26 protein-coding genes are annotated in these 23,368 nt (G+C 54.0%); 17 read left to right on the top strand and 9 right to left on the bottom strand.

The window, feature by feature from the left end; genetic code table 11:
* The first annotated feature begins 11 nt into the window (after positions 1 to 11).
* From eutC to eutR, 4 genes are read left to right on the top strand one after another with little or no spacing between them, the layout of a single operon-like run.
* A complete protein-coding gene (gene eutC, locus FDX22_RS03490; protein WP_096756234.1) occupies positions 12 to 908 on the top strand; it encodes an ethanolamine ammonia-lyase subunit EutC in 897 nt (298 codons plus the stop codon).
* A 9-nt stretch (positions 909 to 917) separates the two neighbouring features.
* Positions 918 to 1,577 (top strand): ethanolamine utilization microcompartment protein EutL, encoded by a 660-nt coding sequence (gene eutL / locus FDX22_RS03485; protein WP_096756235.1) that lies wholly within the window; start codon positions 918 to 920, stop codon positions 1,575 to 1,577.
* Between the two features lie 11 nt (positions 1,578 to 1,588).
* Positions 1,589 to 2,134: an ethanolamine utilization microcompartment protein EutK gene (gene eutK, locus FDX22_RS03480; RefSeq protein ID WP_146716707.1), complete on the top strand. Its 546-nt coding sequence runs from the start codon at positions 1,589 to 1,591 to the stop codon at positions 2,132 to 2,134.
* Positions 2,135 to 2,182: 48 nt separating this feature from the next.
* Positions 2,183 to 3,235 carry an HTH-type transcriptional regulator EutR gene (eutR, locus tag FDX22_RS03475; RefSeq protein ID WP_115257821.1) on the top strand — a complete coding sequence of 351 codons (1,053 nt, stop codon included), beginning with the start codon at positions 2,183 to 2,185 and terminating at the stop codon, positions 3,233 to 3,235.
* A gap of 87 nt (positions 3,236 to 3,322) precedes the next feature.
* On the opposite strand, the gene hemF is transcribed toward eutR, so the two are convergent.
* Both hemF and amiA read right to left on the bottom strand, forming a co-directional pair.
* Entirely contained in the window at positions 3,323 to 4,240 is a 918-nt protein-coding gene (hemF, locus tag FDX22_RS03470) for an oxygen-dependent coproporphyrinogen oxidase (protein ID WP_135911638.1), read from the bottom strand.
* 2 nt (positions 4,241 to 4,242) lie between these two features.
* On the bottom strand, positions 4,243 to 5,112 hold the full coding sequence (gene amiA / locus FDX22_RS03465; protein ID WP_117343548.1) for an N-acetylmuramoyl-L-alanine amidase AmiA: 870 nt from the start codon (positions 5,110 to 5,112) through the stop codon (positions 4,243 to 4,245).
* Positions 5,113 to 5,324: 212 nt separating this feature from the next.
* Between amiA and FDX22_RS03460 the strand changes: the two genes are divergently transcribed.
* The 10 genes from FDX22_RS03460 to cysM all read left to right on the top strand — a co-directional run bounded on the left by FDX22_RS03460 (position 5,325) and on the right by cysM (position 13,802).
* The gene (locus FDX22_RS03460) at positions 5,325 to 5,750 is read left to right on the top strand and encodes a GNAT family acetyltransferase (protein WP_096756240.1); all 426 of its coding nucleotides are present in this window, start codon (positions 5,325 to 5,327) and stop codon (positions 5,748 to 5,750) included.
* Positions 5,737 to 6,186: a DUF2919 domain-containing protein gene (locus tag FDX22_RS03455; RefSeq protein WP_115257824.1), complete on the top strand. Its 450-nt coding sequence runs from the start codon at positions 5,737 to 5,739 to the stop codon at positions 6,184 to 6,186. The genes FDX22_RS03460 and FDX22_RS03455 overlap by 14 nt, the downstream gene beginning before the upstream one ends.
* A 60-nt stretch (positions 6,187 to 6,246) precedes the next feature.
* On the top strand, positions 6,247 to 6,822 hold the full coding sequence (locus FDX22_RS03450) for an RpoE-regulated lipoprotein (RefSeq protein WP_146716706.1): 576 nt from the start codon (positions 6,247 to 6,249) through the stop codon (positions 6,820 to 6,822).
* A 93-nt stretch (positions 6,823 to 6,915) separates the two neighbouring features.
* Complete coding sequence (locus FDX22_RS03445) at positions 6,916 to 7,815, top strand: Dyp-type peroxidase (protein ID WP_146716705.1); 900 nt, start codon at positions 6,916 to 6,918, stop codon at positions 7,813 to 7,815.
* Between the two features lie 198 nt (positions 7,816 to 8,013).
* Positions 8,014 to 8,805 carry an SDR family oxidoreductase UcpA gene (ucpA, locus tag FDX22_RS03440; RefSeq protein WP_096756244.1) on the top strand — a complete coding sequence of 264 codons (792 nt, stop codon included), beginning with the start codon at positions 8,014 to 8,016 and terminating at the stop codon, positions 8,803 to 8,805.
* 157 nt (positions 8,806 to 8,962) lie between these two features.
* A complete protein-coding gene (cysP, locus tag FDX22_RS03435; RefSeq protein ID WP_135911640.1) occupies positions 8,963 to 9,976 on the top strand; it encodes a thiosulfate/sulfate ABC transporter substrate-binding protein CysP in 1,014 nt (337 codons plus the stop codon).
* On the top strand, positions 9,977 to 10,810 hold the full coding sequence (gene cysT / locus FDX22_RS03430) for a sulfate/thiosulfate ABC transporter permease CysT (RefSeq protein ID WP_096756246.1): 834 nt from the start codon (positions 9,977 to 9,979) through the stop codon (positions 10,808 to 10,810).
* Complete coding sequence (gene cysW / locus FDX22_RS03425; protein ID WP_115257826.1) at positions 10,810 to 11,685, top strand: sulfate/thiosulfate ABC transporter permease CysW; 876 nt, start codon at positions 10,810 to 10,812, stop codon at positions 11,683 to 11,685. Before cysT ends, cysW begins: the two co-directional genes overlap by 1 nt.
* Entirely contained in the window at positions 11,675 to 12,772 is a 1,098-nt protein-coding gene (gene cysA / locus FDX22_RS03420) for a sulfate/thiosulfate ABC transporter ATP-binding protein CysA (RefSeq protein WP_137399772.1), read from the top strand. The genes cysW and cysA overlap by 11 nt, the downstream gene beginning before the upstream one ends.
* A 118-nt stretch (positions 12,773 to 12,890) precedes the next feature.
* Entirely contained in the window at positions 12,891 to 13,802 is a 912-nt protein-coding gene (gene cysM, locus FDX22_RS03415; RefSeq protein ID WP_115257828.1) for a cysteine synthase CysM, read from the top strand.
* 91 nt (positions 13,803 to 13,893) lie between these two features.
* Here cysM and FDX22_RS03410 read toward each other — a convergent pair whose 3' ends face one another.
* Both FDX22_RS03410 and ptsJ read right to left on the bottom strand, forming a co-directional pair.
* Entirely contained in the window at positions 13,894 to 14,610 is a 717-nt protein-coding gene (locus tag FDX22_RS03410) for a type 1 glutamine amidotransferase (protein ID WP_146716704.1), read from the bottom strand.
* A gap of 13 nt (positions 14,611 to 14,623) precedes the next feature.
* Positions 14,624 to 15,916 carry a transcriptional regulator PtsJ gene (gene ptsJ / locus FDX22_RS03405; RefSeq protein WP_146716703.1) on the bottom strand — a complete coding sequence of 431 codons (1,293 nt, stop codon included), beginning with the start codon at positions 15,914 to 15,916 and terminating at the stop codon, positions 14,624 to 14,626.
* Positions 15,917 to 15,998: 82 nt separating this feature from the next.
* Between ptsJ and pdxK the strand changes: the two genes are divergently transcribed.
* On the top strand, positions 15,999 to 16,865 hold the full coding sequence (pdxK, locus tag FDX22_RS03400) for a pyridoxine/pyridoxal/pyridoxamine kinase (RefSeq protein WP_146716702.1): 867 nt from the start codon (positions 15,999 to 16,001) through the stop codon (positions 16,863 to 16,865).
* Entirely contained in the window at positions 16,862 to 17,101 is a 240-nt protein-coding gene (locus FDX22_RS03395) for a cytoplasmic protein (protein WP_096756253.1), read from the top strand. The genes pdxK and FDX22_RS03395 overlap by 4 nt, the downstream gene beginning before the upstream one ends.
* A gap of 138 nt (positions 17,102 to 17,239) precedes the next feature.
* Here the strand turns inward: FDX22_RS03395 and crr are convergent, their stop codons facing one another.
* From crr to cysZ, 5 genes are all read right to left on the bottom strand, one after another.
* Positions 17,240 to 17,749: a PTS glucose transporter subunit IIA gene (gene crr / locus FDX22_RS03390; RefSeq protein WP_049841435.1), complete on the bottom strand. Its 510-nt coding sequence runs from the start codon at positions 17,747 to 17,749 to the stop codon at positions 17,240 to 17,242.
* Between the two features lie 40 nt (positions 17,750 to 17,789).
* Positions 17,790 to 19,517, bottom strand: a complete 1,728-nt coding sequence (gene ptsI / locus FDX22_RS03385) for a phosphoenolpyruvate-protein phosphotransferase PtsI (RefSeq protein ID WP_115257832.1) — start codon at positions 19,515 to 19,517, stop codon at positions 17,790 to 17,792.
* A 45-nt stretch (positions 19,518 to 19,562) separates the two neighbouring features.
* Positions 19,563 to 19,820: a phosphocarrier protein Hpr gene (ptsH, locus tag FDX22_RS03380; RefSeq protein ID WP_002913505.1), complete on the bottom strand. Its 258-nt coding sequence runs from the start codon at positions 19,818 to 19,820 to the stop codon at positions 19,563 to 19,565.
* 383 nt (positions 19,821 to 20,203) lie between these two features.
* A complete protein-coding gene (gene cysK, locus FDX22_RS03375) occupies positions 20,204 to 21,175 on the bottom strand; it encodes a cysteine synthase A (RefSeq protein WP_135911646.1) in 972 nt (323 codons plus the stop codon).
* Positions 21,176 to 21,338: 163 nt separating this feature from the next.
* Positions 21,339 to 22,100 carry a sulfate transporter CysZ gene (gene cysZ / locus FDX22_RS03370; protein WP_115257834.1) on the bottom strand — a complete coding sequence of 254 codons (762 nt, stop codon included), beginning with the start codon at positions 22,098 to 22,100 and terminating at the stop codon, positions 21,339 to 21,341.
* Positions 22,101 to 22,330: 230 nt separating this feature from the next.
* Here cysZ and zipA point away from each other — a divergent pair, with 230 nt between their 5' ends.
* Entirely contained in the window at positions 22,331 to 23,320 is a 990-nt protein-coding gene (gene zipA, locus FDX22_RS03365; RefSeq protein ID WP_146716701.1) for a cell division protein ZipA, read from the top strand.
* Positions 23,321 to 23,368: the final 48 nt, after the last annotated feature.

Raw genomic sequence — 23,368 nt, 5'->3', positions numbered from 1 at the left:
GATGACACACGATGGATCAAAAACAGATTGAAGAAATTGTACGCAGCGTAATGGCGTCAATGGGTGAGTCACAACCGCAGGCTCAAGCGCCGTCAGCGGAAGTGAAATGCAGCACCACGCAGTGCGCCGCACCAACGGGCGAAAGCTGTGCCATGGATTTAGGATCGCCGGAAGCGAAAGCGTGGATTGGCGTTGAAAACCCGCACCGCGCAGAAGTGTTGACGGAGCTGCGTCGCAGCACCGCTGCACGTGTCTGTACCGGTCGTGCTGGCCCGCGTCCGCGTACCCAGGCGCTGCTGCGCTTCCTGGCTGACCACTCACGCTCGAAAGATACCGTGCTGAAAGAGGTGCCGGAAGAGTGGGTGAAAGCACAAGGCTTGCTGGAAGTGCGCTCGGAAATCAGTGACAAAAATCTGTACCTGACCCGCCCGGACATGGGCCGTCGTCTGAGTGCGGAAGCGATTGAAGCGCTGAAATCCCAGTGCGTGGCGAACCCGGATGTCCAGGTGATTGTCTCTGATGGGCTGTCTACGGATGCCATCACCGCCAACTACGAAGAGATTCTGCCGCCATTGTTGTCTGGATTAAAACAGGCTGGGCTGAAGGTTGGCACGCCGTTCTTTGTCCGCTATGGCCGCGTGAAAATCGAAGATCAGATTGGCGAGCTGCTGGGTGCGAAAGCGGTGATCCTGCTGGTCGGTGAACGTCCGGGCTTAGGCCAGTCGGAAAGTCTTTCCTGCTACGCGGTCTATTCACCGCGCGTGGCGACTACCGTTGAGGCCGACAGAACCTGTATTTCCAACATTCACCAGGGCGGTACGCCACCGGTCGAAGCGGCTGCGGTAATCGTGGATTTGGCCAAACGCATGCTGGAGCAAAAAGCGTCCGGCATCAACATGACCCGTTAAGGAGGCATCATGCCAGCATTAGATTTGATTAGACCTTCAGTTACCGCCATGCGCGTGATTGCCTCGGTAAATGACGGTTTTGCCCGCGAACTTAAATTACCGCCACATATACGTAGCCTCGGACTCATCACAGCAGACTCTGATGACGTGGCGTATATTGCCGCAGACGAAGCGACAAAACAGGCAATGGTCGAAGTGGTTTATGGCCGCTCGCTGTATGCCGGTGCGGCGCACGGACCTTCTCCAACGGCAGGTGAAGTGTTGATTATGCTCGGTGGACCTAACCCGGCGGAAGTTCGCGCGGGTCTGGATGCGATGGTGGCCAATATTGAAAATGGCGCCGCGTTCCAGTGGGCCAATGATGCAGAAAATACGGCTTTCCTGGCACACGTGGTATCGCGTACCGGTTCATACCTTTCTGCTACGGCGGGATGCGTACTGGGCGATCCGATGGCTTATCTGGTGGCTCCGCCATTAGAAGCAACCTACGGGATTGATGCTGCGCTGAAATCTGCCGATGTACAGATTGTTACCTACGTGCCGCCACCGTCAGAAACCAACTACTCGGCGGCGTTTTTAACCGGTAGCCAGGCAGCCTGTAAAGCAGCCTGTAACGCCTTCGCTGATGCTGTTCTGGATATTGCCCGTAATCCTGTCCAGCGCGCGTAAGAGAGGTTGCAATGATCAATTCACTGGGATTACTGGAAGTGGATGGCATGGTGGCTGCTGTAGACGCGGCGGATGCCATGCTGAAAGCCGCGAACGTGCGTCTGCTTAGCCACCAGGTGCTCGATCCTGGCAGGCTAACGCTGGTGGTGGAAGGCGATCTGGCGGCGTGTCGTGCAGCGCTGGATGCCGGTTGTGCTGCTGCTGCGCGTACAGGACGTGTTATCAGCCGCAAGGAGATAGGACGGCCGGATGATGACACCCAGTGGCTGATCGGCGGTTTTACGCGCCAGCCGAAAAAACCAGAACCGAAGAAATCAGAACCGAAGCCGGAAGTGACATCAGACGTGAAAACAGAGAAGACGCAGGAAACACCGGTGTCCTCTGAATCCTCTGACGAATTACTGGCGCTGTTAACATCGGTCCGTCAAGGAATGACGGCAGGGGAAGTGGCCGCGCACTTTGGTTGGTCACTTGATAAAGCCAGAATTGCGCTGGAACAGCTCTTTTCTGCCGGAGCGTTGCGTAAACGCAGTAGTCGCTATCGCTTAAAAAATTAACCTGTCGGAGGGCCGGGGGCTTCAGTGAAGCTTCCGGCTTCAAAGGTCATGAAAAAGAAACGTACTGCAAACCTGCACCATCTTTATCATGAAGTATTACCCGAAGACGTTAAACTTACGCCGAAAGTGGAAGTGGACAATGTTCATCAGCGGCGAACAACGGATGTGTATGAGCACGCGCTGACCATTACCGCCTGGCAGCAGATCTACGACCAGCTGCATCCAGGTAAATTTCATGGCGAGTTCACTGAAATCCTGCTTGATGATATTCAGGTGTTCCGTGAATACACCGGTCTGGCGCTGCGTCAGTCCTGTCTCGTCTGGCCAAATTCATTCTGGTTTGGCATTCCGGCTACGCGCGGCGAACAGGGGTTTATTGGCACCCAATGTCTGGGTAGCGCTGAAATTGCGACCCGTCCGGGCGGGACGGAATTTGAGCTGAGTACGCCGGATGACTACACCATTCTTGGCGTCGTGATCTCTGAAGAGGCGATCGCTCGTCAGGCTAACTTCCTGCACAACCCGGAAAGGGTGCTGCATATGCTGCGCAACCAGTCGGCGCTGGAAGTAAAAGAACAACACAAAGCCGCATTGTGGGGCTTTGTGCAACAGGCGCTGGCGACGTTTAGCGAGAATCCTGAAAATCTTCGCCAGCCTGCGGTGCGCAAAGTGTTAGGGGATAATCTGCTGTTGGCGATGGGTACCATGTTGGATGAAGCCCAGCCGATCATCACCGCCGAGAGTATCAGCCATCAGAGTTACCGTCGGTTGCTGTCGCGTGCGCGCGAATATGTGCTGGAAAATATGTCGGAGCCGCTGACCGTGCTCGACCTGTGCAATCAGCTGCATGTCAGCCGAAGAACCTTGCAAAATGCCTTCCATGCGATCCTGGGGATCGGGCCGAATGCCTGGTTAAAACGCATTCGTTTGAACGCAGTCCGCCGTGAGCTTATCAGCCCGTGGTCGCAGAGTACGACGGTAAAAGATGCCGCGATGCAGTGGGGATTCTGGCATTTAGGGCAGTTTGCCACCGATTACCAGCAGCTGTTTGCCGAGAAACCGTCGCTCACGCTGCATCAGCGTATGCGTCAGTGGGCGTGATGAGATTATTGAGTCGGATGCGACGCTTCGCGTTTTATCCGACCTACGGGACGGTGCCATTATTGAAGTTGTAGGCCGGATAAGGCGTTAGCCGCCATCAGGCAATGACACCCAGTCGCGCACCTGAATAAACTCGCTAAGGGCGGCTTCCGGGCTGTTCGCTTCCGGCTGCCAGTCATACTCCCAGCGCACCAGCGGCGGCATCGACATCAAAATGGATTCCGTACGCCCGCCAGTCTGTAGACCAAACAGCGTGCCGCGATCCCACACCAGGTTAAATTCCACGTAGCGTCCACGACGATAAAGCTGGAAGTTGCGCTCGCGCTCACCCCAACTCATCGCTTTGCGCCGCTCAACGATCGGCAGATACGCGTCGGTATAGCCTGTGCCAACTGCTCGCATAAAATCGAAACAGTGGTCGAAGTCCGGGGTATTTAAATCATCGAAAAACAGTCCGCCGATGCCGCGCTGTTCGTTGCGATGCTTAAGGAAAAAGTAGTCATCGCACCACTTTTTGTAACGCGGGTAAACGTCATCGCCAAACGGCTGGCACAGCTCAAGCGCCGTACGGTGCCAGTGAACGGCGTCCTCTTCAAAGCCGTAGTAGGGCGTTAAATCAAAGCCACCGCCAAACCACCAGACCGGATCGGCACCGGGTTTTTCGGCGATAAAAAACCGCACGTTAGCATGACTGGTGGGAATGTACGGGTTGAGCGGGTGCACCACCAGTGACACGCCCATCGCTTCAAAACTGCGCCCGGCCAGTTCTGGCCGATGTGCTGTCGCTGAGGCTGGCATCGCGTCACCATGGACATGGGAGAAATTCACGCCCGCTTGTTCAAAAATCCCACCGTTACGCAGCACCCGGCTGCGTCCGCCGCCACCCGCTTCGCGCTGCCAGCTATCTTCAACAAATTCAGCGCCGTCTACGGTAGACAGTTGCTGGCAAATATCATCCTGCAGGCTGAGCAGGAACTGTTTAACGCGCTGGGCATCGGGCTTCATGATTAACGTTTCTTCGAGTGGGCTTTCTGGTTATCAAACCAGTGGAAATAGCTGATAACGCCATTGGCGATGGCGGTGGCAATTTTCTGCCGAAATGCCGTGGTGCCCAGCAGGCGTTCTTCTTCCGGGTTGGTAATAAATGAGGTTTCTACCAGCACCGAAGGAATGGACGGCGATTTTAGTACCACGAAGGCGGCCTGTTCTGTACTGCGGCTGTGCAGACGGTGTACTGGCTTGATCTTCTTCAGGATGTGCGACCCTAAGGTCAGGCTATTTTTAATGGTGTCGGTCTGAACCAGATCGAACAGCACTTGCTGCAGCAAATGATCTTTGTCGGTGGCTTTTTTCCCGGCGACTTCATCCGCGCGGTTTTCACGATCGGACAGATACTTTGCCATGGCGCTACTGGCGCCGCGGTTAGACAGAGCAAAGACCGACGCCCCCGCCGCGCTGGGGTTAGTAAAACCGTCAGCGTGGATAGACATAAACAGGTCGGCACCGTGCTTGTGGGCGATCTCGACGCGGTCGTACAGCGGAATAAAGGTATCGCCGGAGCGGGTCAGCCGGGCATCGATCCCCTGGCTACGCAGGATGGATCGCACGTTTTTGGCAATAGCCAGCACCACGTGTTTTTCCTTCGAACCGTTGCGACCAATTGCCCCGGTATCAATGCCACCGTGACCCGGATCGAGAACCACAACACGCTTTGCGCCTGATTTTTTCGCTTTCGGTTTACTGTGACCATTGCTGGTTTTTAGCGCTTCTTCTTTAGCGATAGCTGGCGACATACCTGACAGCGTCAGGGCAGCCAGCCCGGCTTTCAGCACCTGGCGGCGCGATGTGAGAGTTTTTAGTGGTTTAAAAGTGCTCATACGGCCTGAGTTGTAATAAATAAGTTCCAGATGTTATATCGTATCGCGTAGTCCGTTGCGACGGATCGGGATAATAATTGTTTTACTTTTCATTTCAATACGTGACAGTTGCCTATTATGCCATTTTTTACGCCGCTTCGCGTCAGATATTGGCTTAATCAGTTGTTCACGCCATAATCACTATTTTTAGGGCTAAAAAGGGTCTCAATACCATGGAGATACGCGTATTTCGCCAGGAAGATTTCGAAGAGGTTATCACCCTCTGGGAGCGCTGCGACCTGCTGCGTCCATGGAACGATCCGGAAATGGATATTGAGCGCAAGGTGAATCACGACGTCAGCTTGTTCCTGGTCGCTGAGGTGAACGGTGAAGTCGTTGGCACGGTGATGGGGGGTTACGACGGTCATCGCGGCTCAGCGTACTATCTTGGCGTACACCCTGAATTTCGTGCTCGTGGCATTGCGAATGCACTGCTCAGCCGGCTGGAGAAAAAGCTCATTGCCCGCGGATGTCCGAAGATTCAAATTATGGTGCGTGACGACAATGACATCGTGCTGGGCATGTATGAACGTCTGGGATATGAACATGCTGACGTACTCAATCTGGGCAAGCGCTTGATTGAAGATGAAGAGTACTGAGTTTCATCCCGCCGACTATGACGGTCACGGGCGTCTGCGCCTCCCTGTTTTGTTCTGGTGCGTGCTGCTGCTTCAGGCGCGCACGTGGGTGCTGTTTGTGATTGCGGGATCTTCTCGCGAGCAGGGCAATACCTTACTGAATTTGTTTTACCCCGATCACGATGCGTTCTGGCTGGGATTGCTCCCAGGCGTTCCGGCAGTGCTGGCGTTTTTACTCAGCGGGCGGCGTTTTGCGTTTCCTGCGCTGTGGCGCTGGCTGCGCGGATTACTGATTTTGGCCCAGTTGGCGTTGCTTTGCTGGCAGCCACTGCTGTGGTTGGGGGGCGATCCGGTCAATGGCGTTGGGTTGGCGCTGCTGGTAGCCGATGTTGTCGCCCTGGTCTGGCTACTGACTAACCCGCGTTTACGTGCCTGTTTTGCCATCGAAAAAGAATAACGGCACTTTTTTATGAAGCCGGACTCCAAGCAACGTTAATTAATAAAGAAAGGATGTGAGATGAAATCGCTGCGTTTGATGTTATGCGCGATGCCGCTGGTACTGACCGGCTGCTCGACGCTCTCGTCGGTGAACTGGTCCGCCGCAAATCCGTGGAACTGGTTTGGTTCTTCGACGGAAGTCACCGAGCAGGGGGTGGGACAACTCACTGCTGCGACGCCGCTGGATGAGAAAGCCATTGCCGATGCGCTGGACGGAGATTATCGCCTGCGCAGCGGGATGAAGACCGACAACGGCAATGTTGTGCGCTTTTTTGAAGCAATGAAAGAAGATAAGTTGGCGATGGTGATCACTGGCGATGGGGGGACCATCAGCCGTATTGATGTACTGGACGGCGATATTGAGTCAGCGTCCGGTGCAGAAATCGGTACACCGTTTAGTGACCTTTACACCAAAGCGTTCGGTAATTGCCAGAAAGCGACCGGCGATGATAGTGCAGGTGTTGAGTGTAAAGCTGAGGGAAGTCAGCATATTAGCTACATTTTTTCCGGTGAGTGGAGCGGTCCTGAAGGCATAATGCCGTCTGACGATACGCTGAAAGACTGGAAAGTAAGCAAAATTATCTGGCGGCGTTAATTTGCGTCTGAACAAATCGACAGACTAAAAAAACAGGTAGAATAACGCCCATCAATGCCACGAGGTCGTGGCATCTTTTTTTCAGGAGGAACAATGTCTCAGGTTCAGAGTGGCATTTTGCCAGAACATTGCCGTGCGGCGATTTGGATTGAAGCCAATGTAAAAGGCGACGTTGAGGCTTTGCGCGCTGCCAGCAAAACATTTGCTGATAAGTTGGCGACCTTTGAAGCAAAATTCCCGGATGCACATCTGGGCGCGGTTGTGGCTTTCGGTAACAAAACCTGGCGCACGCTGAGCGGTGGCGTAGGGGCTGAAGAGTTAAAGGACTTTATCCCTTACGGTAAAGGTCTGGCCCCGGCAACGCAGTATGACGTGCTGATCCACATTCTTTCTCTGCGTCATGACGTGAATTTCTCTGTTGCGCAGGCGGCCATGGACGCCTTTGGTGATTGCATCGACGTGAAAGAAGAGATCCACGGTTTCCGTTGGGTCGAAGAGCGTGATCTGAGCGGCTTCGTTGATGGTACGGAAAACCCGGCCGGGGAAGAGACGCGTCGTGACGTTGCGGTTATCAAAGATGGCGTGGATGCGGGTGGTAGCTATGTGTTCGTGCAGCGCTGGGAGCACAACCTGAAGCAGCTGAACCGCATGAGCATCCACGATCAGGAAATGATGATTGGTCGTACCAAAGAAGCCAACGAAGAGATCGACGGCGACGATCGCCCGGCCACCTCTCACCTGAGCCGCGTGGATTTGAAAGAAGACGGTAAAGGGCTGAAAATTGTCCGCCAGAGCCTGCCATACGGTACCGCCAGCGGTACGCACGGTCTGTACTTCTGCGCTTACTGCGCGCACCTGCACAATATTGAGCAGCAACTGCTGAGCATGTTCGGCGACACCGACGGTAAACGTGACGCCATGCTGCGCTTCACCAAGCCGGTGACCGGCGGCTATTATTTTGCGCCATCGCTGGACCGCTTAATGGCGCTGTGAGAGTGAGTTGCCGGATGGTGGCATAATGCCTACTCCGGCCTACACGCTGGCGTAAAATACATCTCCCCGCACCGTCGGGGATTTTTTTTACCTGAAATTAACCTGATTTAGTGAGCCATTTCGCAGCACTGATTTGTTAATGCTGTATCTTCTGCGTGAATGAAGCGGATGCTTCATATTCAAAAGGAGAATATTGAAATGGGAAAACTCACGGGCAAAACAGCATTGATTACGGGCGCATCTCAGGGTATTGGCGAAGGGATCGCCAGAACATTTGCCCGCCACGGTGCGAACCTGATCTTGCTGGATATCTCCGATGAGATTGAAAAACTGGCGGATGAGCTTGTTGGACGCGGTCACCGTTGTACGGCAGTTCATGCGGACGTCAGAGATTTTGCTTCTGTCACCGCGGCGGTAAAACGCGCGAAGAACATTGAGGGCAAAATCGATATTCTGGTCAACAACGCAGGCGTATGCCGTCTCGGCAGCTTCCTTGAAATGAGCGATGAAGATCGCGACTTCCATATTGATATCAACATCAAAGGTGTCTGGAACGTGACGAAAGCCGTTCTGCCGGAGATGGTTGCTCGCAAGGATGGGCGCATCGTGATGATGTCATCCGTCACCGGCGATATGGTCGCCGATCCGGGCGAAACGGCCTATGCACTGTCAAAAGCCGCGATTATCGGCTTAACCAAATCGCTGGCGGTGGAATACGCGCAATCCGGCATCCGCGTTAATGCGATTTGCCCCGGCTATGTCCGCACGCCAATGGCGGAAAACATCGCGCGTCAGTCTAACCCGGACGATCCGGAATCAGTGTTGACTGAAATGGCAAAAGCCATTCCGCTGCGTCGCCTGGCGTGTCCGCTTGAAGTCGGTGAACTGGCGGCGTTCCTGGCGTCTGATGAGTCCAGCTACTTAACCGGCACGCAGAACGTGATCGATGGCGGCAGTACCCTGCCAGAAAGCGTTAGCGTCGGCGTCTGAGTGATGCCTGTCTCCTCCCCGCGAACAGGGGAGGAGTTACCTCTTATTCTCTTTTCAACTTTCAAATCATCAAACGGTATATAAAACCGTTACTCCTTTTACTCCCGTTATAAATATGATGGCCATAAGAAAGTCATTAAATTTATAAGGGTGCGCAATGGCCGTTAACTTACTGAAAAAAAGAACCCTGACGCTGGCGGCGCTGCTGCTGGTCGGTCAGGCGCAGGCAACGGAACTGCTGAACAGTTCCTATGATGTGTCTCGTGAGCTGTTTGCCGCCCTTAACCCGTCGTTTGAACAGCAATGGGCGCAGGATAACGGCGGTGACAAGCTGACGATTAAACAATCTCATGCCGGGTCATCAAAACAGGCGCTGGCGATTCTGCAGGGGCTGAAAGCCGACGTCGTCACCTATAACCAGGTCACTGACGTGCAGATTCTGCATGACAAAGGAAAGCTGATTCCGGCCGACTGGCAAAGCCGTCTGCCAAATAACAGCTCGCCGTTCTATTCCACAATGGGCTTCCTGGTGCGCAAAGGGAACCCGAAAAACATCCATGACTGGAATGACCTGGTGCGTTCTGACGTCAAACTGATCTTCCCAAACCCGAAAACCTCAGGTAACGCGCGCTATACCTATCTGGCGGCGTGGGGTGCGGCGGCAAAAGCGGACGGCGGCGATAAAGCTAAAACCGAACAGTTCATGACCCAGTTCCTGAAAAATGTTGAAGTCTTTGATACCGGCGGTCGTGGTGCCACCACCACCTTTGCGGAACGTGGGCTGGGCGACGTGCTGATCAGCTTCGAATCAGAAGTGAACAACATTCGTAAGCAGTATGAAGCGCAGGGTTTCGAGGTCGTTATTCCTAAGACCAATATCCTCGCCGAGTTCCCGGTGGCGTGGATCGATAAAAACGTGCAGGCCAATGGCACTGAGAAAGCGGCGAAAGCCTATCTGAACTGGCTGTACAGCCCGCAGGCGCAGACCATCATCACGGATTACTACTACCGTGTGAATAACCCGCAGGTGATGGACAAGCTGAAAGATAAATTCCCGCAGACCGAGTTGTTCCGCGTGGAAGATCAGTTTGGCGCATGGCCTGAGGTGATGAAAACGCACTTTGTCAGCGGCGGTGAGCTGGACAAACTGTTGGCGGCGGGGCGTAAGTAAATGTTTGCTGTTTCCTCCCGACGCGTGCTGCCCGGCTTTACCTTAAGCCTGGGCACCAGCTTACTGTTTGTCTGCCTGATATTGCTGCTGCCGCTCAGTGCGCTGGTGATGCAACTGGCGCAAATGAGCTGGGCGCAATACTGGGAAGTGATTACCAATCCGCAGGTGGTGGCAGCCTATAAGGTAACGCTGCTGTCCGCGTTTGTGGCCTCGATCTTTAACGGCGTGTTCGGCCTGCTGATGGCGTGGATCTTAACCCGCTATCGCTTTCCAGGTCGCACGCTGCTGGATGCGTTAATGGACCTGCCGTTTGCGCTGCCTACGGCAGTGGCGGGCCTGACGCTGGCCTCGCTGTTTTCGGTTAACGGTTTTTACGGCGAGTGGCTGGCGAAACTGGATATTAAAGTAACCTACACCTGGCTCGGTATTGCGGTCGCCATGGCGTTTACCAGCATTCCGTTCGTAGTGCGTACCGTACAGCCGGTGCTGGAAGAGTTAGGCCCGGAGTATGAAGAAGCTGCGGAAACGCTTGGCGCCACGCGCTTGCAGAGCTTTCGTAAAGTGGTGCTGCCGGAATTATCTCCGGCGCTGGTTGCCGGGATCGCACTTTCGTTCACCCGCAGCCTGGGGGAATTTGGTGCGGTTATCTTCATCGCCGGGAACATCGCCTGGAAAACGGAAGTCACTTCGCTGATGATTTTTGTCCGCTTGCAGGAGTTTGACTATCCCGCCGCCAGCGCGATTGCGTCGGTGATCCTCGGGGCATCGCTGTTGCTGCTGTTTTCGATTAACACCCTGCAGAGTCGCTTTGGTCGACGCGTGGTAGGTCACTGATGGCAGAGATTACCCAATTGAAACGCTATGGCGCGCCCCGCATCAACTGGGGGAAATGGTTTCTGATCGGCACCGGTATGCTGGTCTCCGCGTTCATTTTGCTGGTGCCGATGATTTATATCTTCGTGCAGGCGTTCAGCAAGGGATTAATGCCGGTATTACAGAACCTGGCCGACCCGGACATGCTGCACGCCATTTGGCTAACGGTGCTGATTGCGCTGATCGCGGTACCGGTGAACCTGGTGTTTGGCGTGCTGCTGGCGTGGCTGGTCACGCGCTTTAACTTCCCCGGTCGCCAGTTGCTGCTGACGTTGCTGGATATCCCGTTTGCCGTGTCGCCAGTGGTCGCCGGTCTGGTCTATCTGCTGTTTTATGGTTCCAACGGCCCGCTCGGCGGCTGGCTGGATGAGCACAACCTGCAGGTGATGTTCGCCTGGCCGGGAATGGTGCTGGTCACGGTCTTCGTCACCTGTCCGTTTGTGGTGCGTGAGCTGGTACCGGTGATGTTGAGCCAGGGCAGCAATGAGGACGAGGCGGCTATTCTACTTGGCGCATCCGGCTGGCAGATGTTCCGCCGCGTGACCTTGCCAAACATTCGCTGGGCGCTGCTGTACGGCGTGGTGCTGACCAACGCCCGCGCGATTGGCGAGTTTGGCGCGGTATCGGTGGTGTCCGGCTCTATTCGCGGCGAAACCCTGTCGCTGCCTCTGCAGATTGAATTACTGGAGCAGGACTACAACACCGTCGGCTCCTTTACCGCTGCGGCGTTATTAACGCTGATGGCGATTGTTACCCTGTTTTTGAAGAGCATGTTGCAATGGCGTCTGGAGAACCAGGAAAAACGCGCGCAGCAGGAGGAAAATCATGAGCATTGAGATTGCCAATATTAAGAAGTCTTTTGGTCGCACCCAGGTGCTGAACGATATCTCACTGGATATTCCTTCAGGTCAGATGGTCGCGCTGCTGGGGCCGTCCGGTTCAGGAAAAACTACGCTGCTGCGCATTATTGCCGGGCTGGAGCATCAGTCCAGCGGACATATTCGCTTTCACGGTACGGACGTCAGTCGTCTGCACGCTCGCGAGCGTAAGGTGGGGTTTGTATTCCAGCACTACGCGCTGTTCCGGCATATGACCGTCTTCGACAATATCGCCTTTGGTCTGACGGTACTACCACGTCGCGAGCGTCCGAATGCGGCGGCGATCAAAGTAAAAGTCACCAAACTGTTGGAAATGGTACAGTTGGCCCATCTGGCAGAACGCTTCCCGGCGCAGCTTTCCGGCGGTCAAAAGCAGCGCGTGGCGCTGGCGCGTGCGCTGGCGGTAGAGCCGCAGATCCTGCTGCTCGATGAACCATTTGGCGCGCTTGATGCCCAGGTGCGTAAAGAGTTGCGTCGTTGGCTGCGTCAGTTACATGAAGAACTGAAATTCACCAGCGTGTTCGTTACCCACGATCAGGAAGAAGCGACGGAAGTGGCTGACCGCGTGGTGGTGATGAGTCAGGGTCATATCGAGCAGGCCGATGCGCCGGATCAGGTATGGCGTGAACCGGCTACCCGCTTTGTGCTGGAGTTTATGGGCGAAGTAAACCGCCTACAGGGCACCGTACGCGGTGGGCAGTTCCACGTTGGCGCGCATCGCTGGCCGCTGGGATATACGCCCGCGTATCAGGGACCGGTCGATTTGTTCCTGCGTCCGTGGGAAGTCGATGTGAGCCGCCGTACCAGCCTCGATTCGCCGCTGCCGGTACAGGTGCTGGAAGCCAGTCCGAAAGGTCACTACACCCAATTAGTTGTCCAGCCACTGGGGTGGTATAACGAGCCGCTGACGGTGGTGATGCAGGGCGATAACCCCCCAAGCCGCGGTGAACGTCTGTTTGTGGGACTGCAAAATGCGCGTCTGTATAACGGTGAACAGCGGATTGAAACGCGTGAAACCGAACTTGCTCTGGCACAATCCGCCTGATAGGTTAATTCGCATAGTTATCGCCCGGTGGCGCTATGCTTACCGGGCCTACGGGCTAAATCATGACCTGTAGGCCGGGTAAGCGCAGCGCCACCCGGCATTTTATTGAGCAGAAAACGTGAACACATTAGAACAAACAATTGGCAATACGCCTCTGGTAAAACTGCAACGTCTGGCGCCGGATAACGGCAGTGAAATTTGGGTCAAGCTGGAAGGCAATAACCCGGCAGGGTCGGTGAAAGATCGCGCCGCGCTGTCAATGATTGTCGAAGCGGAAAAACGTGGAGAAATTAAGCCTGGTGATGTGCTGATCGAGGCGACCAGCGGCAATACCGGGATCGCGCTGGCGATGATTGCTGCGCTGAAAGGCTATCGTATGAAGTTGTTGATGCCGGACAACATGAGTCAGGAGCGTCGTGCCGCGATGCGCGCCTACGGTGCTGAGCTGATTCTGGTTAGCAAAGAGCAGGGCATGGAAGGGGCGCGCGACTTAGCCCTGGAGATGGCTCAGCGCGGTGAGGGCACGCTACTCGATCAGTTTAACAACCCTGATAATCCGTATGCGCATTACACCACCACCGGGCCGGAGATCTGGCAGCAAACGTCAGGCCGTATCACTCATTTCGTTTCCAGTATGGGCACCACCGGCACCATTACTGGCGTGTCACGTTTTCTACGCGAGCAGGATAAACCCGTGACCATCGTCGGATTACAACCGGAAGAGGGCAGCAGTATTCCGGGGATACGTCGCTGGCCCGCGGAATATATGCCGGGGATTTTTAACGCTTCGCTGGTGGATGAAGTACTGGATATTCATCAGGACGACGCTGAGAAAACCATGCGTGAACTGGCGGTTCGCGAGGGTATTTTTTGTGGTGTGAGTTCCGGCGGCGCGGTAGCCGGTGCGCGCCGTATAGCAGAGCAAAACCCTGGTGCGGTTGTGGTGGCGATCGTTTGCGATCGCGGCGATCGCTATCTCTCGACCGGCGTGTTCGGTGAAGAGCATTTCAACCAGGGATTAGGGATCTAATTTGTAGGCCTGATAAGCGAAGCGCCATCAGGCAAACATACGACACGATCGCCGGATGATGACGTAAAGCGTGTTATCCGGCCTGCAATGTTCAATCGTTACGTTTTTCTACCAGAAAATCAAGGAACTGCCACAACTTCTCGTTCATCTGCGCGTAGTTCCATGCACGCATTTCTGTAACGGATCGAATAAACGGTTTACCTTTGGCATCCGCCAGTTCCTGCTCTGAGTGCTGGATCAGCCCTTCAACCGCTTCGGCAGTGAACTCCATATGGCACTGGAAACCATAGACAAAATTACCGTACTGCACAATTTGTCGTGGGCAACCCTCGCTGGTGGCAAGAACCGTGGCCTGATCGGTTAACCCCGGCATATCGTTATGCCAGTGCCCGACCATCAGCGGTGAACCGAAGTGGGCGATCAGCGGATGCGTTTTACCTGCGTCGGTCAACGTAATGGGGTAATGACCAATCTCTTTTTCCGGGCTTTGACACACTCTCGCCCCCAGAGCCTCACCGATCAGCTGCGAACCGAGACAAATACCGACCACAATCTTACGCGCCGCAATCGCCTGGTTGATCAGGTGCTGTTCAGCCTGAGCATCAAAATATGGGCACTCTGCCAGCGTGGTACGCGGTGATTGCGGGCCACCGAAGACCACCAGCATATCGAAATCGTCGGCACTGGCGGGAACGGACTCTCCGGCGTAAACGCGCGACCAGCTGATGGCGTAACCGCGTTCTTCGGCCCATGGCAGATAGGCGCCAGCAGATTCAAATGACTCATGAATAACAAAATGAACTCGCATGTATTCTCTCCGGTTAGCGCTTCAGCGCCTGATGAATATCAGCCGCCAGCCTGGTAATGTCGTGGTCGTCTAATGTTGACAGCGTAATACGCAGGCCGTGTGACGGCGCATTGATGCCAAATACTTCGCCTTCTCGTACCAGCCAGCCGGCTTTCGCCAACGCGAAAGCGAGCGACTGGCTGTGGGTCTGTAGCGGCAGCCACAGATTCAGACCATCGCCAGCGGCAAGTTCAATACCCTGTTGCTGAAGGGCCTGGGTCAGCTTTTGTTGCTGAGCGGCGTAAAACTGCTGAGTCTGCACCAACGTGCGCTGATAGTTCTCATCACTCAGACAGGCGCAGGCCAAATCCTGCAACAGATGGCTGACCCACTGACTGCCGGCGTTAAGCCGCAGACGCAGTTTTGCCGAGGTATCGGGATCGCTGGCAACGATGGCGAGGCGTAGATCCGGGCCTAATGTTTTTGACATCGAACAGATGACTGCCCAGTGTTTTGTCTGCGGCGCAATCACCGGATACAACGGGGATGCGGACAGCAGGGCAAAGTGATCGTCGATAATCACCAGCGTTTGCGGGTAGCGTGACAGGATATCCTGCAACCGGGCGGCGCGGATAGCACTGAGGCTACAGCCGGTTGGATTGTGCGCGCGCGGGGTGATGATCACCGCCCGCGCTCCTTTCTGTAGCGCCAGCTCCAGCATGTCTGGCTGCATGCCTTCGCTGTCCACGCTGACCGGGCTTGTTGAGTACCCGGCATAACGCAGCATATTGATGCTGCTTAAAAAGCAGGGATCTTCGACGGCGACGCTATCACCCGGCAGCAAATGGGCGCACAGTAGCCGTTCGATGGCATCAATGGCGCCGCTGGTAATATCAATTTCACCTGGGCCGGGCAGGACATCCTGCATCCATTGCGTCGCCCACGTCTTAAGCCCAGGGGAGACAACCTCGTCGCCATACAAGCGGGGGTGTTTATTTATTTTCGCGAAATAGTGACTCAGGTCGGGGAGGCGTGAAGGCGCAGGATTGCCGCCGGAAAGGTCGGTTAGCGGTGTATCCGGATTCCCCCCTTCCAGCGCAACGGGCGAGGATACGCCCTTGATTACCGTACCGTTACGTCCCTGGCTAAGTGCCAGTCCGGTAGTGACCAGGCGTTTATAGGCCGCTGCGACAGTATTGCGATTAACGTTTAATACCGTTGCCAGATCCCTGACCGGCGGCAGCGTATCTCCTGCGACAAGTGCGCCTGTAGTGATATGTTGACGAATACTGTCAAAAATTTCGTTAGCGGTTTTTCCGTCGATCATTATTGACCTATGACAAAATGAATTTTATCATATGACGATAATAGTGAGGCATCAGCCCGCTGTCCAGCGAGAGGAGAGGTTTATGGAGCAGGAGAGTGAAATACAGTCAGTGCTCTTCGACGACAAGCATCGAGCGTTACAAACCGATATCGTCGCCGTCCAGTCACAGGTGGTGTATGGCAGCGTAGGCAACAGTATTGCCGTGCCGGCCATTAAAGCGCATGGGTTACGGGTGACGGCGGTACCGACGGTGCTGTTCAGTAACACCCCACATTATGAAACCTTTTATGGCGGGATTATCCCCGGCGACTGGTTTAATGGTTATCTCACTGCTTTACATGAGCGCGATGCCTTACGTGAACTCAAGGCGGTAACGACCGGCTATATGGGAAGCGCAGAGCAGATAGCGCTGCTCGCACGGTGGCTGGAAACCGTTCGCGCCGCGCATCCAGAGCTGTGTATTCTGGTCGATCCGGTGATGGGTGATATCGACAGCGGGATGTACGTGAAGGCCGAGATTCCGGAGGCGTACCGCACGCACCTGCTCCCGCTGGCGCAGGGCGTGACGCCGAACGTGTTTGAACTGCAAATGCTGAGTGGAAAACCGTGTCGCACGCTCGATGAGGCGATTTTGGCGGCAAAATCTCTGCTCACCGACACGCTGAAATGGGTGGTAATCACCAGTGCACCAGCTGATGTCGAGGAGGTGATCAACGTGGCGGTGGTGACGGCTGAAACGGTTGAGGTGTTAGCCCACCCGCGGGTGAAAACGGACCTCAAGGGAACCGGCGTTCTGTTTTGCGCTGAACTGATAAGCGGTATCGTTGCAGGAAAAGCGCTTACCGCCGCCACACATGATGCTGCGCAGCGTGTGCTGGAAGTGATGACCTGGACCCACCTGTGCGGGTGTGATGAATTAATTCTGCCACCGGCAGGGGAGGCGCGATGAAGAGTTATCGGTTGGTGGTTCGCCAGCATGGACGTTTAGTGGGGCATTTCGATACCAGCGGCACCGAGGCGCTGGAAGATATCTGCGTGGCGCGCGCGATGTTTGGTATTGCCGGCGGATATGACTGTGAACTGCTGGTGGCGGATTCAGAAAGACGGATGCTGGAAAGCGGGCCTGAAGGGATGAAAATTTTGATGCGAGAAGCGTGTTACCGCCCGATGACCTCGCAGATTTAATGCCGGATGGTGGCGTGAACGTCTTATCCGGCCTACGGTGAGAGTTTCTTTGTAGGCCGGATAAGCGCAGCGCCATCCGGTAAAGTGCTGCCTGATTGCCGGATGGCAGCGTAAACGCCTCATCCGGCCTACGCAGAATTACTTCTTGATGCGGATAACCGGGGTTTCGCCCACGGTCACGCTACCGGACAGTTTGATCAGTTCTTTGATTTCGTCCATGTTGGAGATAACAACCGGCGTCAGGGTAGACTTGGCTTTTTCTTCCAGCAGTGCCAGATCGAATTCAATAACCGGGTCGCCCACTTTAACGCGTTGACCTTCTTCAGCAATACGCTTGAAGCCTTCGCCTTTCAGTTCAACGGTATCAATACCGAAGTGAACGAACAGCTCAATGCCGCTATCAGATTCGATAGAGAACGCATGGTTGGTTTCAAAGATTTTGCCGATGGTGCCGTCTACAGGGGCAACCATTTTGTTACCGGTTGGTTTGATAGCGATGCCATCACCAACGATTTTTTCAGCAAAAACTACATCCGGCACGTCTTCGATGTTGACGATCTCGCCAGAGAGCGGAGCTATAATCTCAATAGTTCCGGTGTCTTTCTTATCATCAGAAACCAGAGATTTCAGTTTATCGAACAAACCCATGATCTTCTCCTAAGCAGTAAATTGGGCCGCATCTCGTGGATTAGCAGATTGTTTTTTCTTCAATGAACTTGTTAACCAGCGTCATTAACTCGTCCGTTGTCGGTTGAGCAAGAGCCTGCTCTGCTAACACCTTCGCATCTTCGAAGTTCGTGTTACGGATAATCTTCTTAATGCGCGGGATAGAAATGGCGCTCATAGAGAATTCGTCCAGACCCATCCCCAGCAACAGAAGTGTAGCACGTTCGTCGCCTGCAAGCTCACCACACATGCCGGTCCATTTGCCTTCAGCATGAGAAGCATCAATAACTTGCTTGATCAGCGTCAGAACAGATGGCGACATCGGTTGGTAAAGGTGGGAAATCATATCATTACCACGGTCAACTGCCAGGGTGTACTGCGTTAAATCATTGGTGCCGATACTAAAGAAGTCAACTTCTTTGGCTAAATGACGTGCAATGGTTGCCGCAGCCGGTGTTTCCACCATCACGCCAATCTCAATGGTTTCGTCAAATGCTTTGCCTTCGTCACGCAGTTCCTGTTTGTAGATTTCGATCTCTTTGCGCAGTGCGCGTACTTCTTCAACAGAGATGATCATCGGGAACATGATGCGCAGTTTGCCGAAAGCAGAAGCACGCAGGATGGCACGAACCTGGTCACGCAGGATCTCTTTACGATCCATCGCGATACGAATAGCACGCCAGCCCAGGAATGGGTTCTCTTCTTTCGGGAAGTTCATGTACGGCAGCTCTTTATCGCCACCGATGTCCATAGTACGCACGATGACCGCCTGCGAGCCACAGGCTTCAGCAACGGCTTTATACGCAGCAAACTGTTCTTCTTCAGTTGGCAGCGAGTCACGGTCCATAAACAGGAATTCGGTACGATACAGACCCACGCCTTCAGCGCCATTACGCTCAGCGCCTTCAACGTCACGCACGGTACCGATGTTGGCGCACACTTCAACCTGATGACCGTCCAGCGTGATAGCTGGCAGATCTTTCAGCTTAGCGAGTTCCGCTTTCTCGGTAGCAACTTGCTCCTGAACGGCGCGCAGTTGCTCAATAACGTCGTTGGTTGGATTGACGTAAACCAGATTGTTTACGGCATCCAGAATCAGATAGTCGTCGTTTTTCACCTGAGAGGTGACGCTGCCGGTACCCACGATGGCAGGCAGTTCCAGAGAACGCGCCATGATTGAGGTATGGGAAGTACGTCCACCCGCGTCAGTGATGAAACCCAGCACCTTATTCAGGTTCAGCTGTGCGGTTTCTGACGGTGTCAGATCGGCGGCAACCAGGATAACTTCGTCCTGAATAGCGCTCAGGTCAATAATTGCCAGACCCAGGATGTTACGCAGCAGGCGTTTACCGATGTCACGTACGTCAGCCGCACGTTCTTTCAGGTATTCATCATCCAGCTCTTCCAGAGCGGTGGCCTGACCTTCGATAATTTCATGCGCAGCTGCGTCAGCCGTCATGTGCTTATCTTTAATCAGGGCTATGATTTCCTGCTCCAGCTCCTCATCTTCGAGCAGCATGATATGCCCTTCAAAGATGGCTTCTTTTTCTTCACCGAACGTTTCACCAGCTTTGGTTTTGATCGCTTCCAGTTGCGCAGATGCCTTGGCACGACCGCTCAGAAAACGTTCAACTTCCTGATCAACCTTGTCGGCAGAAATTTTTTTCCGGTCAATGACGATTTCGTCTTCTTTCAGCAGCAGTGCTTTGCCGAAAGCGATACCCGGGGATGCTAAAATGCCTGAAATCATAACCCTACCTTACTTGTGACTGATATTGAAAAGAACTCGTTGAACTTACTCGAGTTCAGCCATCAGTTTAACCAGATGCTCAACTGCTTTCTGCTCGTCTTCGCCTTCTGCGGAAAGGGTAACAACGGTACCCTGAGTCAGGCCCAGAGTCTGCAGTTTAAACAGGCTTTTGGCGCTAGCGCTTTTGCCGTTGGAAGTCACAGTAATTTCAGACGTAAAGCCTTTTGCTTCTTTAACGAACTGAGCAGCAGGGCGAGTATGCAGACCGTTCGGAGCGGTAATGGTAACTTCTTGCTGGAACATTATATTTCCCCAACTTATAGGTTTAGTGTTGTGGAACTAAAGTCTAGCCTGGCGGCTCAACTTTAGCCTGTATTGTTAGCGTCGACCTAAACAGGTCGCGACACAAAAGGAGTTCGGTGCAATCCGTTGCGAGCAACTTCTTGCCACTGACGTTTCTTTCGTCATTAAACATTATGCCGCGAAAGGAAGAATTGAACCAAATCATTAAATCGATTCAGCTCGCGCTTTTCCTGTAACGATTAATTTCGCGCATCAAAATAATTAGTTTGGTTAAATACCAGTTCCGGCGGGTTGAATCAATGCCAGGTGGGGCGAAACTTTGAAGCAGGCCACAAAAAAGCACCCAAAAGGGTGCTTTTTTACGCGTTTTTAACATGCTGGCATTACTGTTGCAGTTCTTTCTCAGTAAAGAGATCGGCAAACAGTGCAGTGCTCAGATAACGCTCACCCGATGACGGTAGAATAACCACTATATTCTTATTGGTAAAGGTTTCATCTTCCTGGAGTTTAAGCGCGGCAGCAACCGCGGCTCCTGAAGAGATACCTGCCAGAATACCTTCTTCTTCCATCAAGCGACGCGCGGTAGAGATAGCCTCGTCGTTAGTGATGGCGACCACTTTATCAATCAGTTTCAGATCGAGGTTGCCCGGAATGAAACCAGCGCCAATGCCCTGAATTTTATGTGGGCCGGGCTTGAGTTCTTCACCCGCCAGCGCCTGAGCGATGACCGGAGAATCTGTCGGTTCCACGGCAACGGTGATCAAATCCGTTTTGCCTTTGGTCCCTTTGATATAGCGGGAAACGCCGGTCAGCGTACCGCCGGTGCCAACGCCGGAGATAAACACATCCACCTGACCATCGGTGTCTTCCCAGATTTCCGGGCCGGTGGTTTTTTCGTGAATTTCCGGGTTAGCCGGGTTACTGAATTGCTGAAGCAGCAGGAATTTTTCCGGATTGCTGGCAACAATTTCTTCTGCTTTCTGAATCGCGCCCTTCATGCCTTTTGCGCCTTCAGTCAGCACCAGATTTGCACCCAGCGCTTTCAGCAGCTTACGACGCTCAATGCTCATCGTTTCCGGCATCGTCAGGGTCAGCTTGTAACCACGCGCGGCAGCAACGTAGGCCAGGGCAATACCGGTGTTACCGCTGGTCGGTTCAACCAGTTCAATACCCGGTTTCAGCACACCACGTTTTTCGGCATCCCAAATCATATTGGCACCGATACGGCATTTGACGCTAAAGCTCGGGTTGCGTGATTCTACCTTCGCCAGAATGCGTCCGTTACCGATACGGTTCAGTCGAACCAGCGGCGTATGACCGATAGTCAGCGAGTTGTCTTCAAAAATCTTACTCATGGCCTGTCCTTAACTGTATGAAATTGGGATACCGCATCAGCATACCTGTTGAGAAAGTATGGGGAAGTAAGGAAATCGCATATCTATATGCTGATGAGAAATAATGCCTTGCAGTATGGAATAAGAGCGGGCATAAGACGGCCCGCATTTACACATTTTTGCATTACTTCCATAACGCGTGCTTAGCACGATAGCAATCTACCCACATCGCGGTGGCACCGCAAACGGCAACCGGCATGATAAACATGTTGAGCACAGGGATCAGGGTGAACAGGCTGGTCAGCGCGCCAAACTGCATATTGGTGACTTTGCGCGTGCGCAGGGCGGTACGCATCTCTTTGAACGGCACTTTGTGGTTATCAAACGGGTAATCACAATATTGGATAGCCAGCATCCACGCGCTAAACAGGAACCACAGTACTGGCGCAACGGTCTGTCCAATGCCGGGGATAAAATAGAGCAGCAGCAGTACGACTGCGCGCGGAAGGTACCAGGCCAGCTTTTGCCATTCACGTTTCATAATACGCGGAACATCTTTCATAATACCGAGCACGCCGGTGTCGGGTGGCGTTGCGCCGGTCAGTCGCGCTTCCAGTTGTTCAGCCAGTAAGCCGTTAAACGGTGCCGCGATCCAGTTGGCAAGCGTGGAGAAAAAATAGCCAAATACCAGCAGCACGGAGAATGTCACAATGGGCCACAGCAAATAACTGAGCCACTGTAGCCAGTCCGGAACATGACTCATTAGAGCGGGTATCCAGCTATCCAGTTGGCTAAATAACCACCAGAACGCGCCCCCCATCAGCAAAATGTTCACCAGCAACGGCAGGAGAACAAAGCGACGGATCCCCGGTTGGCTGATGAGCTTCCATCCCTGAGAAAAATAATAAAAACCGCTGCGTGGTACACTTGCAGATGATGAAACCATAGTCGGGACATGCTCCTTGTGGTCTAAGTCCAGGTCAACTTCGCGTATATTACCGGGTTGTTGAGCGTTAGGCTGTTCAGAAATGTTCGAAAAAACAGCAAAAAGCACGATTTTATTCATCTTTATGCTGTGAAAGCCAAGAGTACACTTGCACTAGACGTAATCGGCAAATACTCTTAGTGAGTAAATGTTTGCCGTGGTGGCAAGGTGTTAGAACAACAGAGAATATAATGATGCAGGATTTGCGTCTGATATTAATCATTGTTGGCGCGATCGCCATAATCGCTTTACTGGTACATGGTTTCTGGACTAGCCGTAAAGAGCGGTCTTCTATATTCCGCGATCGCCCACTGAAACGCATGAAGTCTAAACGTGATGACGAGGATTCTATCGGCGATAACGTCGAGGAAGACGAAGGCGTGGGCGAAGTCCGCGTACATCGTGTGAATCATGCTCCCGGCAGCGGTCAGGAACATGGTGTTCCTCCTCAGTCGCCGCAACACCAGTACCAGCCGCCTTATGCGTCTGCTCAGCCGCGTCAACCCGCGCAGCAGCCCGCTGAAGCGCCGGTACCGCCGCCGCATGTTCAGCCTGTGCAGCAGCCTGTACAACCGGTGTCGCATCAGCCTGTACCACAGCAGCCGATGCAGCACCAGCCGGTCGCGCCGCAAGTTCAGCAGCCGGTGCAGCATGCGCCACAGCCTGCACCGCAGGCCTTCCAGCCAGCCGAGCCTGTCGTTGAGCAACCGCAGCCAGAGCCGGTCGTTGAGCCAGCGCCCGTTGTGGAAAAACCGCAGCCTAAAGAAACGGTCATTATTATGAACGTGGCGGCACATCATGGCAGCGAACTCAATGGCGAAGTGCTGCTCAACAGCATTCAGCAGGCAGGCTTTAAATTTGGCGATATGAATATTTTCCATCGTCATCTGAGCCCCGATGGCAGCGGCCCGTCACTGTTCAGTCTGGCCAATATGGTGAATCCGGGGACATTCGACCCTGAGATGACCGGCGATTTCACTACGCCTGGCGTGACTATCTTTATGCAGGTGCCGTCCTACGGGGATGAGCTGCAAAACTTTAAGCTGATGCTGCAGTCAGCGCAGCACATCGCCGATGAAGTGGGTGGTGTGGTGCTCGACGATCAACGTCGCATGATGACGCCGCAGAAACTGCGCGAGTATCAGGACCGCATCCGCGACGTTATAGAATCTCACGCCTGATTGCCCTCTGGCGTGACATCTCCTTTCTGAACCCCCGCCTGTCGGGGG

It is taken from the genome of Citrobacter sp. TBCS-14 (genome assembly GCF_005280805.1).
In the GTDB taxonomy this organism is placed as follows: Bacteria; Pseudomonadota; Gammaproteobacteria; order Enterobacterales; family Enterobacteriaceae; genus Citrobacter; species Citrobacter gillenii.
This window is presented reverse-complemented; position numbering and strand designations above follow the sequence as displayed.

Bases quoted from the DNA above. Each gene is read 5' to 3' on its own strand.
- eutC (WP_096756234.1), top strand. From the start codon at position 12: ATGGATCAAAAACAGATTGAAGAAATTGTACGCAGCGTAATGGCGTCA.
- eutL (WP_096756235.1), top strand. From the start codon at position 918: ATGCCAGCATTAGATTTGATTAGACCTTCAGTTACCGCCATGCGCGTG.
- eutK (WP_146716707.1), top strand. From the start codon at position 1,589: ATGATCAATTCACTGGGATTACTGGAAGTGGATGGCATGGTGGCTGCT.
- eutR (WP_115257821.1), top strand. From the start codon at position 2,183: ATGAAAAAGAAACGTACTGCAAACCTGCACCATCTTTATCATGAAGTA.
- hemF (WP_135911638.1), bottom strand. From the start codon at position 4,240: ATGAAGCCCGATGCCCAGCGCGTTAAACAGTTCCTGCTCAGCCTGCAG.
- amiA (WP_117343548.1), bottom strand. From the start codon at position 5,112: ATGAGCACTTTTAAACCACTAAAAACTCTCACATCGCGCCGCCAGGTG.
- FDX22_RS03460 (WP_096756240.1), top strand. From the start codon at position 5,325: ATGGAGATACGCGTATTTCGCCAGGAAGATTTCGAAGAGGTTATCACC.
- FDX22_RS03455 (WP_115257824.1), top strand. From the start codon at position 5,737: ATGAAGAGTACTGAGTTTCATCCCGCCGACTATGACGGTCACGGGCGT.
- FDX22_RS03450 (WP_146716706.1), top strand. From the start codon at position 6,247: ATGAAATCGCTGCGTTTGATGTTATGCGCGATGCCGCTGGTACTGACC.
- FDX22_RS03445 (WP_146716705.1), top strand. From the start codon at position 6,916: ATGTCTCAGGTTCAGAGTGGCATTTTGCCAGAACATTGCCGTGCGGCG.
- ucpA (WP_096756244.1), top strand. From the start codon at position 8,014: ATGGGAAAACTCACGGGCAAAACAGCATTGATTACGGGCGCATCTCAG.
- cysP (WP_135911640.1), top strand. From the start codon at position 8,963: ATGGCCGTTAACTTACTGAAAAAAAGAACCCTGACGCTGGCGGCGCTG.
- cysT (WP_096756246.1), top strand. From the start codon at position 9,977: ATGTTTGCTGTTTCCTCCCGACGCGTGCTGCCCGGCTTTACCTTAAGC.
- cysW (WP_115257826.1), top strand. From the start codon at position 10,810: ATGGCAGAGATTACCCAATTGAAACGCTATGGCGCGCCCCGCATCAAC.
- cysA (WP_137399772.1), top strand. From the start codon at position 11,675: ATGAGCATTGAGATTGCCAATATTAAGAAGTCTTTTGGTCGCACCCAG.
- FDX22_RS03410 (WP_146716704.1), bottom strand. From the start codon at position 14,610: ATGCGAGTTCATTTTGTTATTCATGAGTCATTTGAATCTGCTGGCGCC.
- ptsJ (WP_146716703.1), bottom strand. From the start codon at position 15,916: ATGATCGACGGAAAAACCGCTAACGAAATTTTTGACAGTATTCGTCAA.
- pdxK (WP_146716702.1), top strand. From the start codon at position 15,999: ATGGAGCAGGAGAGTGAAATACAGTCAGTGCTCTTCGACGACAAGCAT.
- FDX22_RS03395 (WP_096756253.1), top strand. From the start codon at position 16,862: ATGAAGAGTTATCGGTTGGTGGTTCGCCAGCATGGACGTTTAGTGGGG.
- crr (WP_049841435.1), bottom strand. From the start codon at position 17,749: ATGGGTTTGTTCGATAAACTGAAATCTCTGGTTTCTGATGATAAGAAA.
- ptsI (WP_115257832.1), bottom strand. From the start codon at position 19,517: ATGATTTCAGGCATTTTAGCATCCCCGGGTATCGCTTTCGGCAAAGCA.
- ptsH (WP_002913505.1), bottom strand. From the start codon at position 19,820: ATGTTCCAGCAAGAAGTTACCATTACCGCTCCGAACGGTCTGCATACT.
- cysK (WP_135911646.1), bottom strand. From the start codon at position 21,175: ATGAGTAAGATTTTTGAAGACAACTCGCTGACTATCGGTCATACGCCG.
- cysZ (WP_115257834.1), bottom strand. From the start codon at position 22,100: ATGGTTTCATCATCTGCAAGTGTACCACGCAGCGGTTTTTATTATTTT.
- zipA (WP_146716701.1), top strand. From the start codon at position 22,331: ATGATGCAGGATTTGCGTCTGATATTAATCATTGTTGGCGCGATCGCC.